This is a genomic window from Sandaracinaceae bacterium (genome assembly GCA_020633055.1).
Lineage (GTDB): Bacteria > Myxococcota_A > Polyangia > Polyangiales > Houyiibacteriaceae > JADJJE01.
The window spans coordinates 450,303-463,675 of the sequence record JACKEJ010000010.1; the positions used below are offsets into that span (position 1 = coordinate 450,303).

Genomic DNA, 13,373 nt, shown 5'->3' on the forward strand with positions numbered 1-13,373 from the left:
CGTCCTGGGGCAGCATATCAGGGGAGCCTCATTGTCGGTATCAAATGGCAATTGTGATCTAGATCTCAAACGCCATGGCTTCGACGCGCGCGAGCTCGCGGACACGCAGGATCTCCGACGTGTACTCGCTCATCTCTTCGCGAATGGCCTCGCTGGTGAGGTCCACCATGCTCTCCACGACCGGAGTCACGGACGCCAGCGTCTCCGTGAGCCCATGGGCCAGCTCGTCCAGCCGGCGGTCCAGGTCCGCCAGGTCTCGCTCCGTGTCGGCAGCCACCGCCTCCAGCATGCGTGCGTGCGCGGTGCTCAGCTCGTCCAGCGCATCCGCCGGGACGACCTCCGGGAACATGCGCGCGAGCCGTACGAGGTTGCGCCACGTGTCCTCGGCCTGCACCGGGTCGGGGCGCCTCCCCCTCAGCCGCTGCCCACCGGCCTCCAGCTGGTGAAAGGCCTCACGGTACTGCGCGAGCTGCACGTGGTACTGCATCTCCTTCGCCTGCGGCCACAAGTAGTGCAGCCGCGAGTGGCGCTGTTCGGTGGCCACGTCACGGAGCCCCTTGCTGGACTCGGGCAGCCGCGCGAAGAACGCCGCCGCCATGCGGTCACACTGCGCGAGGAGCGCGCGACTGGCGATGCGACGCCGAAGCCGGTGCACGGTGCGCTGCAGCAGCAAGAGGGCCTGCTTGCAGGCCACGTTGGTGGCCTCGTCCAGGCTCGCTCCGTACTCGCGCGCCCACGCGACGAGCTGATTGCGGTGGCGCGCCTCGATGTCCGCGGTGACGCGCGGCCGGTCCAGCTCCATCGCGCGCAGCTCGCGCAGGTTGCGGTGCGAACGCACGAAGAGCACCACGTAGATGGACAGATAGAAGGCGCCGTACAGCAAGAGCCACAGGCTGAGACCCACGATGGTGGCGAGGTGGTCGTTGACCCAGGCGCCGAGCGCCCCGCCGAGGGGCACACGCAGGCCGCGCGCCACCTCGCGCGAAGCCCACGTCACCAACCGAGGGCGCACGGAGAAGGTAAAGTCTCCGATCAGGGCGAGGAGCACGATGACGACCAACCCGAGCCGCCGCATGAGCACCGCCACGGGCACGCTCGCGTTCTGCGAGATGCGCATGACGTGACGCGAGCCATACACGACGTCCGCGGCGCCGAGGACGAAGGCGAAGAGCCTGGGCGCCACACCATACCGAGAGCGGACCTCGAGGTTGAACAGCGTCTCGTTGGGTTCTCCAGCGACGACCACCTGCGGGAACTGGAGATCGAGGCAGACTTCGCGAGGAGGTCCTGCCACGCGCGGCACCTGGAGCACGAGCGCCTGCCGCTCCCTGGGCGTCGCGGGGTTCTCGTCGAGCGACGCGACGAAATCATCGACGCGGGCGTGACGACTTGCCGTGAGCTCCTCCATCATGGACTGCAGACGGCCTTCGATACGCTTGACGTAGTCGATGGGGCTGCGGTCTCCCTGCTGCGCGAGCTCCGACCAGGAGACGTCGGCGCCCTGCTCGAAGCGCACGACCGTCGTCTCGGCGCGTCCCGTGAGCTTGTCGAGGGCGTTGGTCGCGAGGGTCGCTTGCAGCCGCCGGAAACGCAGGAACCACATCACCTTGTGGATGAAGTACAGCAGCGACAGCAGCATCACGCCGTAGAAGACGGCCACGAAGACGGTCGCGAGCGTGCCCATGGGGAAGGCGCCTTCTAGCACCGACACACCGCTCGGGCACCCCGTCCTCTGGCGTCGCGCCCGGTTGCGCATGGCACGGCGCCCCTCGCGGCGCTGGTGTCCCGCGCCTCCGCGGGCTACAAGGCGCGCATGCGCTACCGTCAGGCGTTCATCCCCACGCTCAAGGAAGTCCCCAAGGACGCGACGAGCCCCTCCCACGTGCTGCTCCTGCGCGCCGGCTACGTGCGCATGGTGGGCGCAGGCATCTACGAGATGCTGCCGCTCGGCCAGCGTGTCCTGACCAAGATCAGCAACATCGTCCGTCGCGAGATGAACGCCGCGGGCGCCCAGGAGCTGCTCATGCCGGCCCTGCTCCCGGCCGAGTACTTCCGTGAGACGGGCCGTTGGGACAGCTTCGGCGACACCCTGGTGCGGCTGCGGGACCGGCGCGGCAACGACTATCATCTGGGGCCCACCCACGAGGAGATCATCACGGACCTGGTGCGGCGCGAGGTCAAGAGCTACCGCCAGCTCCCGCTCAACCTGTACCAGGTCCAGATGAAGTACCGCGACGAGCCGCGGCCCCGTGGTGGGCTGCTGCGCTGCCGCGAGTTCCTGATGAAGGACGCCTACTCGTTCGACGTGTCCATGGAAGCGGCCGAGAAGAGCTACGCGACCATGCGCGACGCGTACCACGCCATCTTCCGGGGCCTCGGGCTGCACTATCGCGTCGTGCGCGCGGACAGCGGGGCCATGGGCGGGAGCACCAGCGCCGAGTTCCAGGTGCTGACGCAGACGGGCGAGGACGCCATCGTCGCCTGCTCCTCGTGCGAGTACGCGGCCAACGCCGAGGTCGCGGAGGCTTGCCCGGCTGCGCCCGGAGCCGCACCCGGCGGGGACGTCCCCGCCATCGAGAAGGTGCGCACACCGAAGGTGAAGAGCATCGCGGACGTCGTTGCGTTCTTCGAAGCCAACGTCCCTGGCACGACGGGCGTGGCACCCGAGACGTGCATCAAGTCGCTCATCTACGTCGCCAGCAACATCACGACGGGCGCCAGCGAGACGGTGATGGTCGTCGTCCGCGGCGACCACGAGGTGAACGACATCGCGCTCGCGCGCCACCTGGGCGCGGACGAGGTGCGCATGGCCACCGAGGAAGAGGTCAAGGCACACGTCGGCGCCGCCCCCGGCTTCATCGGCCCAGTCGGCTACAGCGGGCGGGTCATCGTGGACCCAGACGCCGCTGCCATCCCGAGCGCCGTCGGTGGCGCGAACGAGAACCCCTTCCACTCGGCCAACATCGTCTACGGCCGCGACTACGAAGGCGAGCGCGTCAACGTGCGCCTGGTGCGCTCGGGCGACCTGTGCGTGCAGTGCGGCGCCCCGCTCGAGACCTACAAGGGCATCGAGGGCGGCCACGTCTTCATCCTCGGCACGCACTACTCCGAGAAGATGGGCGCGACCTTCCTGGACGAGAGCGGCAAGCAGCGCGCCATCGTCATGGGATGCTACGGCATCGGCGTGTCCCGGCTCATGGCCACCGCCGTCGAGCAACACCATGACGACGCGGGCATCCGGTGGCCGATGGCCATCGCGCCCTTCCAGGTCATCGTCTCCGTGCTCGGCGACGCGACTGAGACGGTGGCGGCCGCGACGGCGATCTACGACGGGCTGCGCGGCGCCGGAGTGGACGTGCTGCTCGACGACCGCGACGAGCGGCCGGGCGTGAAGTTCAAGGACGCCGAGCTGCTCGGCATCCCGCTACGCGTCACGGTCGGCGCCCGGGCGCTGGCGGAGGGGAACATCGAGATGAAGGAGCGCAGCGGGGGCGACGCCCTCGACGTACCCGTCACCGAAGCCGTTGCACGCATCACCGAGCGCGTCGTCGCGCTCGGTGGGGAGCTGACCAAGTGAGCGACCAATACGAGACCCCCACCAGCCGCATCATCGTCCTCGGACTCGTCTTCGCCGCCCTGGTGGCGATCGGGGTGGTGACCGTGCTGAAGCCGGAGTTGGAGCAAGAGCCCGAAGCGACCAACGTCGCCGAGGTCGGGCCGCAAGCGACGCCGAGCAGTGCGCCGCCCCCTGCGCACTGAGACCGCTCCCCTGCTCGGAATGTGGGACCCCCGCTCGCGCTTCGAGTGCGCCGCTTGGCGCGACACGGCCTCGGGCCCCGAGTGGCGCTGAAATGATCTGCGGGGGTCGTGCGTCCTACCGGTGGCGCACCCACTTTCGCGAGCTTTTGCGTTATTGGCCACCATTCATCACAATGGAGGTACCTGTGACCCCCCGCTTCATTCGCACCCACGTCTCCCGGTCAGCCCCCCTCCGCATCGCGGCGCGGGTCGCGCTCGCCCTGCCCCTCGCGGGTGCCGCGCTGTGGGGACCGGGCTTGGCGCAGGCCGAAGGCGGGGAGCGCTGCGCGGTGGGCGATGTGGCGTGGTCCTCTGCCGAGCGCCTGACGTGCCGCGTGGACCCCCTGCGACGACCCGAGTCGACGCCCGACCTCGACGCGCTCGCGCGCGAGCAGCCGGTCGCGAACGGCTCGAGCCGAATCACCCCGGGCACTGCGGTCAGCGCACCCGCCATCGTACGCGCACCGGAGCCCAGCGCCTTCGAGCGGGCCCGTGCGCTCGCTGCGGACGGCGAGCTGGATGCCGCTCTCGGGCTGTTGGACGAGACCGCTGCGGCCTTCCCCCGCCTGGCGGACCGTGTCGCCCTGTTGCGCGCCGAGCTGCTGATCGACGCCGCGCGCTACCCCGAGGCCGCCGAGGCGCTACGCACGGCTCGCCAGAGCGTGGACAGCGCGGTACGTGTCGAAGCCGAGATCGCGGAGGTGCGCGTCCGCATCCTGTCCGACGACCCACGCGCCGACGGGGCGCTGCGTGCGCTGATGGGTCGCTATCAGGAGCTCCCCGGTGAGGCGCAGCTGCGCCTCCTACTGGGTGAGTCGCAGCTGCGCCGCGACCGACGGACACAAGCGGCCGAGACGTTCCGCGTGCTGGACCTGCACTTCCCCGGGAGCCCGGCCGCCGAGGCAGGCCTGGCGCACCTGACGGCGCTGCGGGAGGCTGGGGTGCGCGTGCGGCGTCAGCTCACCACCGAGCGTGTGGACCGCGCCGAGCGCATGGTCTCGCTGGGGCAGCACGAACGGGCCCGCGCCGAGCTGGCCGCGCTCGGCGAAGCCCGCCTCAGCCGGGCGCTGCGGTCGCGGGTACACCTGGCGGCGGCGCAGCTAGCCCGCCTCGAGGGCCGCTGGAGCGACGCGCTGACCCACCAACAGCAGGGCATCCGCCAGTCGCCTCCAGTCAGCGCCGAAGAGACGGAAGAGCGCGCCGAACGCGCTGCGGACCTCATGACGGCGGCGCTCTCCCGCGATGTGGAGATCGCCACGCGTCGCGTGGAGCACATGGTCGGGCGGCGCGCCTACGCGCAGCTGTCGAACGCCCAGCTCGTGCAGGTCATCGAGGTCGCCGCCCGCGCAGGGCTGGCGGAGCCGGTGCGGAGCGCCACTCACGCGCTCTCCACGCGTGACATCGCTGCGGACGCCCGCATGAACGCAGCCCTCGAGGCCATGGGGCTGGCAGACGACACGGACCTGCTCCGCATGTTCGAACCGCTCGCCAACACGCGCTCGCAGCGTGGCACCCAGGCGGCGTACTACCGCGCGCGCGCGCTGGAGCGCCTTGGGCGCTTGGATGAGGCGCGAGCGGCCTATGGCGAGCTCAAGACGCACGACCGTACCCCCCAGCGCTACTACGCCATGTGGGCTGACGTGCGCGTGCGCGCGCTGCAGCCCGCCCCCGCCAGCGACTCGCGCCGCCTCGACCCTGCCGCCACCCGCAGCGTCGGAGAAGGAACGCGCGGAGCACCGGTGGACATCGCGCCTGGCAGCCTACACCTCAACGTAGACCTGAACCTGGTCGCCGAGCGTCTCTTGCCGCTGGCCGCCGAGCACGGCGATGCGTTCCCGTCGCTGCCGCGCGCGTACGACCTGCTCCGCTTGGGCGAACCCAACACCGCCACCCACGAGCTCTACGAGGCGTTCCTGCAGTGGCGCGACGCGCGCGGCACCGCGCTACGGCGCACCGGGCTCGAGGGCGTGGCGCGGGGTGGTGATCGCCGTCGCAGCGCGGTCAGCTTCACCGCGCGCCAAGAGCGGCGCGGCCTGGCTCCTGAGGAGCGCCTCGAGCTCGCCGAGATCAGCTCCGCGCTGGGTGACCACGGCATCGCCGTTGGAATGGTCGGGTGGTCGGAAGTGGGAGCCCGCCCGCGGGCCCACGCGCACCTGGTGGAAGAGGCAGCCCTTCGACATGGCCTCGACCCGAACCTCCTCTTCGCCATCATGCGCGTAGAGAGCGTCTACCAGCAGGGCATCATCAGCTACGCAGGCGCCATCGGTCTCGCGCAGATCATGCCCCGCACGGGCCGTCTGATCGCCGAAGCGCGGGGCATGACGGACTTCGACACGGGGGACCTGGTGGACCCTGCCGTCAACCTGGACTTCGCGGCTTGGTACCTGGCCTCGCTGATCGAGCGCTTCGATGGTCACCTGCCGCTCGCCATCGCCAGCTACAACGGCGGACCCCATAACGTGCGCCGCTGGCTGCGCGCGCACGGGCCGGGCCAGCCCATCGACGCGTTCCTCGAGTTCATCCCGTTCGAGCAGACGCACCGCTACGTGCGCCGGGTGTTGACGCACTATCAGGCGTACCGTGCCCAAGCCGGGCTGCCCCCCGAGGTGCTGTCCATGGCGCTGCCCAGCGGCGACGATCACGCCATCGCGTTCTGAGCGACGCTCGTGCTGCGCGCCGACGTCGTCGTCTTGGGGGCTGGCGTGGTGGGGCTCGCCTGCGCCCGAGCGCTCGCCCAGACGGGGCGGGAGGTGTACGTGCTGGACCGCGAAGGGGGTGTGGGGCGCGGCACCAGCGGGCGCAACAGCGGGGTCATCCACGCGGGGCTGTACTACCCGGGAGACTCCTGGAAGGCCCGACTGTGCGTCGATGGTGCGCAGGCGCTGTACCGCTTCTGCGCGGAGGCGGGCGTGCCCCACGAGCGCACGGGCAAGTGGGTGCTGGCCGCGCACCCCGAAGAGCTCGAGGCGCTGCACGCCGTCGCGCGCGCTGCGACGAAGAACGGTGCAGACGTAACGTCTGTGGACGGCCGCGACGTGACGCGGGAGGACCCCGCCCTGCGTGCCTGTGCGGCGCTGTGGTCGCCCAACTCCGGCGTGGTAGACGCCGCAGCCCTGGTGGACGCGCTGGCACGCGAGGCGCGCGCTGCGGGCGCCGAGTTGGCGCTCGGACAGCGAGCGGTGCGCCTCGAGCGCGGGTCCGGGGGCTGGACGTTGACCGTGACGACCGGCAACGACGGCGCGTCCGACGCGACCGAGGAGATCCATGCCGACACCGTCGTCAACGCAGCTGGGCACGGTGCGCCCGAGCTGGCCCGCCTCGCGGGCCTCGACCTCGCGGCGTGGGATGCACGACCGGCGTACTACCGCGGGGACTACATGAGCCTCGCGACCGAGGCGCCGCGGCCGCGCTGCCCGCTCGTGTACCCCGTGCCACAGACCCACGGGTTGGGCGTGCACCTCACGCGCGACCTCGGCGGGCGCACACGCGCTGGTCCGGACGCCTACCCCATCGACGCCCAGGACGTCCGCTTGAATCTGCTGGACGACACCGCTTGGGCACACAAGGCACAGACCTTCGCGGCAGCGCTCGGTCGCTACTTGCCCGGCATCACCGCCGAGCACCTGAGCCCCGAGTACGCCGGCGTGCGCCCCAAGCTGCTGCGCTCCGATGGCTCCTCCGGGGACTTCCTGCTGCTCGGGCCGGCCGACCTCGGCGCGCCCGGCATCGTGCACCTGCTAGGCATCGAGTCGCCGGGGCTGACGGCCTGCCTGGCCATCGCCGACTGGGTTGCAACACAGCTCGAAACCCGTACAACGCGGAGCTAACCGAAGGAACCCCCATGTCCGACAACGCCCACAAAGTCGTCATCATCGGCAGCGGCCCGGCCGCCCACACCGCCGCCATCTACTGCGCGCGCGCCGAGCTACAGCCTGTGCTCTTCGAGGGCTTCATGGCGGCGGGCGTCGCGGCCGGCGGTCAGCTCACGACCACCACGGACGTGGAGAACTTCCCGGGCTTCCCCGAAGGCATCATGGGCCCCGAGCTGACCGACCGCTTCCGCGCGCAGTCGGTGCGCTTCGGCACCGTCATCCACACGGAGACGGTGGAGTCGCTCGACCTCAGTCAGCGCCCCTTCCGCTTCAAGACCGACTCGCAAGAGGGCACGGCCGAGACGATCATCATCGCGACCGGCGCGACCGCCAAGCGCATGGACATCCCGGGCGCCGGGGACGGCGAGTTCTGGCAGCGCGGCGTGAGCGCGTGCGCGGTGTGCGACGGCGCCCTGCCGCCCTACCGCAATCAGCCGCTGGCCGTCATCGGCGGGGGCGACTCCGCCGTCGAGGAAGCCACCTTCCTCACGAAGTACGGCAGCAAGGTCTACCTGGTGGTGCGCCGCGACGAGCTGCGGGCCAGCAAGATCATGCAGCAGCGTGCGTTCGACAACCCGAAGATCGAGATCCTCTGGAACACCGAGGTGACCGCCTGCAAGGGCGGCGATGGGCTCGAGAGCATCACGGTCGTGAACAACAAGACGGGCGAGTCGCGCGACCTGGCCGCCACTGGGCTCTTCTTCGCCATCGGCCACACGCCCAACACCGCGTTCCTGGGCGGGCAGATCGAGACCGACGCGCAGGGTTACATCGTCACGCAGCCCGACTCCACTGCCACCAACGTCCCGGGCGTGTTCGCCGCGGGCGACGTGCAGGACAAGAAGTGGCGTCAGGCCATTACAGCGGCTGGCACAGGCTGCATGAGCGCGCTCGAAGCGGAACACTTCCTCGCGGCGCACGGCGGCTGAGGATACACTCCGCGTCATGCCGTCCCTCGCCGTCGACGTCTCTGCCGCGCCCAGCGAGGTCCTCCTCGTCGAGCGCTTCCTCGCCGCCCTCGAGAGCCTCGACAGCGAGGCCATCCTCGACCTCGTCGCGGACGACGTCGTGTACCAGAACGTGCCGTTGCCGCCCGCGCGCGGACGCAAGCAGTTCGAGCAGCAACTCGGGCTGATGGCCCGCCACATGACAGAGTTCGTCGTCGACTCGGCGCGCTACGAGACGCGGGGCGCGACCGTGCAGTGCAACCGCTACGACACGCTGGCAGGCCCGGGGTGGCGCATGCGCCTGTGGGTCGAGGGCGAGTTCGTGGTGCGCAATGGCCTCATCGTGCGCTGGGTGGACCGCTTCAGCTGGCCCAAGCTGCTGCTCGCCACGGCCAAGACCACGCCGCGCCTGCTCATGCACCTGACCAAGCGCGGTCGCTGAGCGCGCCACCGCGGAGGGGTGCGGCCCGTGGGTGGCACCTCTCCGGGCCACGGGGCGCTACGCCCCCCGGGGGACGGTCAGCGCTTGCGGATGTGCGGCGCCTCGTCGCGGCTGATGTACGTGTCGCCGCCGAAGCGATCGTCATCCATGTCCGGATGGTCCACCGTGTAGTGCAGCCCCCGGCTCTCGCTGCGCGCCGCTGCGCTCTTGATGATGAGCTCCGCCACGTCGGCGATGTTGCGCAGCTCGAGCAGGTCACGGTTGACCAGGTGGTTCCAGTAGTACTCGCGGATCTCCTCCTGCAGCACCGCGATGCGCCGCGCCGCGCGCTTCAGGCGCCTGTCCGAGCGCACGATGCCCACGTAGTTCCACATGAAGCGGCGCAGCTCGTCCCAGTTCTGCGTGACGATGACCGCCTCGTGGCTCGGGGCCGCCGCGCCCGGGTCCCACTCGGGGATGTTGGGCATACCTGAAAGGTCCGCCGAGGCGACGATGCTCCCCGCCGCGCGCCGCCCGTAGACCAAGCCCTCCAGCAAGCTGTTGCTGGCCAACCGGTTGGCGCCGTGCAGCCCGGAGCAGGTGACCTCGCCGACGGCCCAGAGCCCCGGCAAGCTCGTCTTCCCGTCGAGGTCGATCACGACGCCACCGCACATGTAGTGCGCCGCCGGGACGACCGGGATGGGGTCCTTCCGCATGTCCACGCCGTACTCCATGCAGCGCTCGTGGATGTTCGGGAAGCGCGAGGCCAGGTAGTCGGCGTCCTCGCCCGTCATGTCGAGGAACACGCAGTCCTGACCCGTGCGCTTCATCTCGAAGTCGATGGCACGCGCCACGACGTCACGCGGGGCGAGGTCCTTCATGGCGTGGTGCCGCTCCATGAACGCGGTGCCGTCCGCGAGCCGGAGGATGCCCCCCTCCCCGCGCAGCGCCTCGCTGATGAGGAAGCTCTTGGCCTTGGGATGGAACAAGCACGTCGGATGGAACTGGAAGAACTCCATGTTCGCCAGCAGCGCGCCCGCCCGGTAGGCCATGGCCACGCCGTCACCGCTCGCGACGTCCGGGTTCGATGTGTAGAGGTAGACCTTGCCCGCGCCGCCCGTGGCCAGCACCGTGGCCCGCGCGACGAACGTGAGCACCTCACCGCTGTCCTCGTCGAGCACGTACGCGCCGGCCACGCGACGCTCGCCTCCGAACTTGCTCAGCTCGAGCAGGTCGATGGCCATGTGGTGCTCCAGCAGCTTGATGCGGGGCTGCGCAAGGACGGCCGCCACCAACGCGCGCTGCACCTCGCGGCCCGTGATGTCCCCCGCATGGATCACGCGGCGCGCGCTGTGCCCACCCTCGCGTGTGAGGTCGAAGTCCTCCGTCTCGTTCCCGTCGGCGTCCAACGTACGGCTGAACTTGGCGCCGATCTCCATCAGCTCGCGGATGCGTGCGGGGCCGTCGGCGATGACCATCTCGACCACGTCGCGGTGCGACAGACCGCCCCCCGTCGTGAGCGTGTCCGCCACGTGTGCGTCGAACGAGTCGGTCGGGTCCAGCACCGCCGCGATGCCCCCTTGCGCGTAGTTGGTCGCGGAGTCCTCGCGGCTGCGCTTGGTGACGCACGTGACCGTGCCGTGCTCGCTGAGCTCGAGCGCGAGGGTGAGCCCGGCCACGCCCGAGCCGATGATCAAGAAGTCGGTGTCGACACGCATGAGGGGGCGAGCATACCAGCACCCGGGAGCCGCGCAGCCCGGCGCCTGCACGCAAAGCCTCGACGCCCGGCGCGTCAGTGAAGGGTCGCCAGCAGCCCGCGCAGCTCGCCGAGCGCGTGTCCGTCACCCGTGCGCTGGGCCGCAGCGACGCCCGCCTCGAGCGCGGCGCGCGCCTCGTCCACCCGTCCGAGCTGCTCGGCCACCTGCCCCGCCATGAGATACGACGGAACGTAGTCCGGAAAGCGCGCCATCACCGCTTGGTACGCGCCGAGCGCGTCGTCCAGGCGCTCCAGGCTCCGCAGCTCCATCGCGCGCGCGTAGTGCACGAACGGGTCCTGGCTGCCCTTCGCGATCATCGCGTCCAACATGTCGAGGCGCTTGCTCATCCCTCCTCCAGCACACCCAGGTAAGGCAGGTTGCGCAGCTTCTGCGCATGGTCGAGCCCATATCCAACCACGAAGACGTCGTCGATGGTGAAGCCCAGGTAGTCGATGTGCACGGGCGTACGCGCCCGCGCAGGTTTGTGCAGGAGCGACGCCAGCTCGAGCGTGGCGGGACCTCGCGTGCGCAGGTTCTCGAACAGGTAGGCCATCGTCAGCCCCGTGTCCACGATGTCCTCCACGAGGATGACGTGCTTGCCCTCGATCGAACGCGTTAGATCGCTCGTGATCTGCACGACGCCGCTGGTCTCCGTCGCGTCGCCATAGCTGCGCACGGCCATGAACTCGACCTCGACCTCGAGGTCGTCGTCGAGGGCGCGGGCCAAGTCCGCGGCGAAGACGAAGCTGCCCTTGAGCACGGCCACGAGCACCACCGGGTGTCCGCGATGGCGCGTGGAGATGTCGCGCCCGAGCTCACGGACCCGCGCCGCGATGGTGTCTTCTGTGATCAGGACGCGCGGCGCTGGCGTGGGCGACATGCAAGGGAGACTCGACGCCACCGGCGCACCTGTCAAGACGCGCGGGCTCAGCGCGTGAGCGGAAGCGATGTGCGCGCTTCGTCGATCCCCGACGTGAACAGCTCGGGCAGGAGAGGCACGAGGACACCCAGCGTGAGCAGCAGCCCCAGCACGCCCACGGACGCGCGCAGCGGCATGCTGGCGAAGTGCAGTGGGAGCTGCGGCGCGGTCCGCCCTAGCAACCCCATCCCGAGCTCCGTCAGGACGAGCGCGAGCGCGGCCGGAGCGCCGATGGACACGGTCAGCGCGAGCGCGGCGGCCACCCACCGCATGCTGCGCTCCGCCAGCGCCGGCCACGCGTCGCCGGCGAGCGGCGTGCCCACCGGCACCAACTCGAAGCCCGCCGCGAACGCCTCGAGCGCGACGCGGTGCCCGCCGAACGCGAAGAACAGCGCTACCGCAAACAGACTCAGCCACGTCCCCAAGGGCGTCAGGTGTCCACCAAAGATGGGACCCGAACCGCCCCCCTGCTGAGCGCCGCGGAGCGTGTCCAACCACTGCCCAGCCCCCTCGAGCGCGACGACCGGGAGGGCGATGGCCAGCGCGAACAGCGCGCCACGCAAGACCTCCACAGCGAGCGAGACCACGAGCGAGAGCGCATCGGGGGTCAGGGCGTCGCCGGGGAGTGACGCATTGGCGTGCGCGGCGGCGAGCGGCGAGAGCGCAAGCGTCGACACCAGCGCCACCCCAGCGCGTCCGAGGGGCGGGGCTGGTCGCAGGAGGAACAGGGGACCGAGGATGGTCAGCGGAGTCAAGCGGGCCAACACCAACAGGCCGACGTGCAGCGGCGGGACGCTCACCCCGGGATCCAGCGCGCGGAGGCAGGCCTCGAGCAGCGCCGCGGTGGGGTTCATCGTTGCAGCTCTGGGAGCGCCTCGAAGAGCCCCGCGCTGAAGCGCGTCAACTCCCCACCGAGCGCGCCACCGACCAAGGCCAGCACCAGCCCCACCGTCACCAACTTGGGGACGAAGCTGAGCGTCTGCTCCTGCACCTGCGTCACGGCTTGGAGCACCCCCAGAGACAGACCCACGACCAGGCTCACGAGCAGGGCTGGTCCGGAGAGCAGGAGCGCCAAGTAGAGCGCCTCGGTCGTGAGGCGTGAGAGCTCAGCGGGTTCCACCAGGTACTCCCATGTGGTTCGACACGCACATGCGGCGCAGTGGAGCAGCAGAACGGCCATAGAGCAACCCGGGGCACGCCGCGTCGAGACGGGCCCGGACGAGCCGGCCGTCGTACGCGAGCGGAGTCCACCCCAGCTCGGATCGGTCCGCGCGCGCGTCGCGCTGAGGCGCCCACAGGGCGTCCGTCAATGCGTGAGCAACAGCTTGACGAGGCCGAACGTGACGACGGCCACCAGGACCGCCAAGGCCAGCTGCACGGGCAGGCCCATGGCGGCGAGGCCCTTCTTCTTCTTGCGGACCTTGCGTGGTGCGCTCGGCGCAGCCGCGATGTTCACTTGGACGGACGGCTCGTCACGACGGACCGGCGCCGTCGCGGGTCGGGCAGCGGCCTGCGCCTCCAGCTCGGCCGTTGCGGCGTCGAGCGCCGAGGCGTCCCACATCTCGGTCAGCTCGTCCGCTTGAGACCCCGGGTCGGACTTGGTGTCGTCGGTCGCGTTGCTCACGGCTCCCTGCGATGGTCGCAGAAACCGGACGCGAA

The 13,373-nt window shown here is 70.4% G+C and carries 13 protein-coding genes; 6 read left to right on the forward strand and 7 right to left on the reverse strand.

The features are described 5' to 3' along the window. Window positions 1-58: 58 nt before the first annotated feature. Window positions 59-1,705: a hypothetical protein gene (locus H6726_24300; GenBank protein ID MCB9660789.1), complete on the reverse strand. Its 1,647-nt coding sequence runs from the start codon at window positions 1,703-1,705 to the stop codon at window positions 59-61. A gap of 108 nt (window positions 1,706-1,813) precedes the next feature. On the opposite strand from H6726_24300, the gene H6726_24305 reads away from it, so the two are divergent. The 6 genes from H6726_24305 to H6726_24330 all read left to right on the forward strand — a co-directional run bounded on the left by H6726_24305 (window position 1,814) and on the right by H6726_24330 (window position 9,059). Further along, on the forward strand, window positions 1,814-3,577 hold the full coding sequence (locus tag H6726_24305; GenBank protein ID MCB9660790.1) for a proline--tRNA ligase: 1,764 nt from the start codon (window positions 1,814-1,816) through the stop codon (window positions 3,575-3,577). Beyond that, a complete protein-coding gene (locus tag H6726_24310; GenBank protein ID MCB9660791.1) occupies window positions 3,574-3,759 on the forward strand; it encodes a hypothetical protein in 186 nt (61 codons plus the stop codon). The genes H6726_24305 and H6726_24310 overlap by 4 nt, the downstream gene beginning before the upstream one ends. Before the next feature lie 185 nt (window positions 3,760-3,944). After that, complete coding sequence (locus H6726_24315; protein ID MCB9660792.1) at window positions 3,945-6,455, forward strand: transglycosylase SLT domain-containing protein; 2,511 nt, start codon at window positions 3,945-3,947, stop codon at window positions 6,453-6,455. Window positions 6,456-6,467: 12 nt separating this feature from the next. Continuing rightward, complete coding sequence (locus H6726_24320; GenBank protein ID MCB9660793.1) at window positions 6,468-7,625, forward strand: FAD-dependent oxidoreductase; 1,158 nt, start codon at window positions 6,468-6,470, stop codon at window positions 7,623-7,625. A 14-nt stretch (window positions 7,626-7,639) separates the two neighbouring features. After that, window positions 7,640-8,599, forward strand: a complete 960-nt coding sequence (gene trxB / locus H6726_24325; protein ID MCB9660794.1) for a thioredoxin-disulfide reductase — start codon at window positions 7,640-7,642, stop codon at window positions 8,597-8,599. 16 nt (window positions 8,600-8,615) lie between these two features. Then, window positions 8,616-9,059 (forward strand): nuclear transport factor 2 family protein, encoded by a 444-nt coding sequence (locus H6726_24330; protein ID MCB9660795.1) that lies wholly within the window; start codon window positions 8,616-8,618, stop codon window positions 9,057-9,059. A gap of 77 nt (window positions 9,060-9,136) precedes the next feature. On the opposite strand, the gene nadB is transcribed toward H6726_24330, so the two are convergent. From nadB to H6726_24360, 6 genes are all read right to left on the reverse strand, one after another. Next, window positions 9,137-10,756: an L-aspartate oxidase gene (gene nadB / locus H6726_24335; GenBank protein MCB9660796.1), complete on the reverse strand. Its 1,620-nt coding sequence runs from the start codon at window positions 10,754-10,756 to the stop codon at window positions 9,137-9,139. A 74-nt stretch (window positions 10,757-10,830) separates the two neighbouring features. Continuing rightward, window positions 10,831-11,142 (reverse strand): tetratricopeptide repeat protein, encoded by a 312-nt coding sequence (locus H6726_24340; GenBank protein MCB9660797.1) that lies wholly within the window; start codon window positions 11,140-11,142, stop codon window positions 10,831-10,833. Beyond that, the gene (hpt, locus tag H6726_24345; protein MCB9660798.1) at window positions 11,139-11,675 is read right to left on the reverse strand and encodes a hypoxanthine phosphoribosyltransferase; all 537 of its coding nucleotides are present in this window, start codon (window positions 11,673-11,675) and stop codon (window positions 11,139-11,141) included. Before hpt ends, H6726_24340 begins: the two co-directional genes overlap by 4 nt. Window positions 11,676-11,722: 47 nt before the next feature. Next, window positions 11,723-12,568 (reverse strand): flagellar biosynthetic protein FliR, encoded by an 846-nt coding sequence (locus H6726_24350; protein MCB9660799.1) that lies wholly within the window; start codon window positions 12,566-12,568, stop codon window positions 11,723-11,725. Further along, window positions 12,565-12,894, reverse strand: a complete 330-nt coding sequence (sctS, locus tag H6726_24355; GenBank protein MCB9660800.1) for a type III secretion system export apparatus subunit SctS — start codon at window positions 12,892-12,894, stop codon at window positions 12,565-12,567. The genes H6726_24350 and sctS overlap by 4 nt, the downstream gene beginning before the upstream one ends. 126 nt (window positions 12,895-13,020) lie before the next feature. Beyond that, window positions 13,021-13,338, reverse strand: a complete 318-nt coding sequence (locus H6726_24360) for a hypothetical protein (protein ID MCB9660801.1) — start codon at window positions 13,336-13,338, stop codon at window positions 13,021-13,023. Window positions 13,339-13,373: the final 35 nt, after the last annotated feature.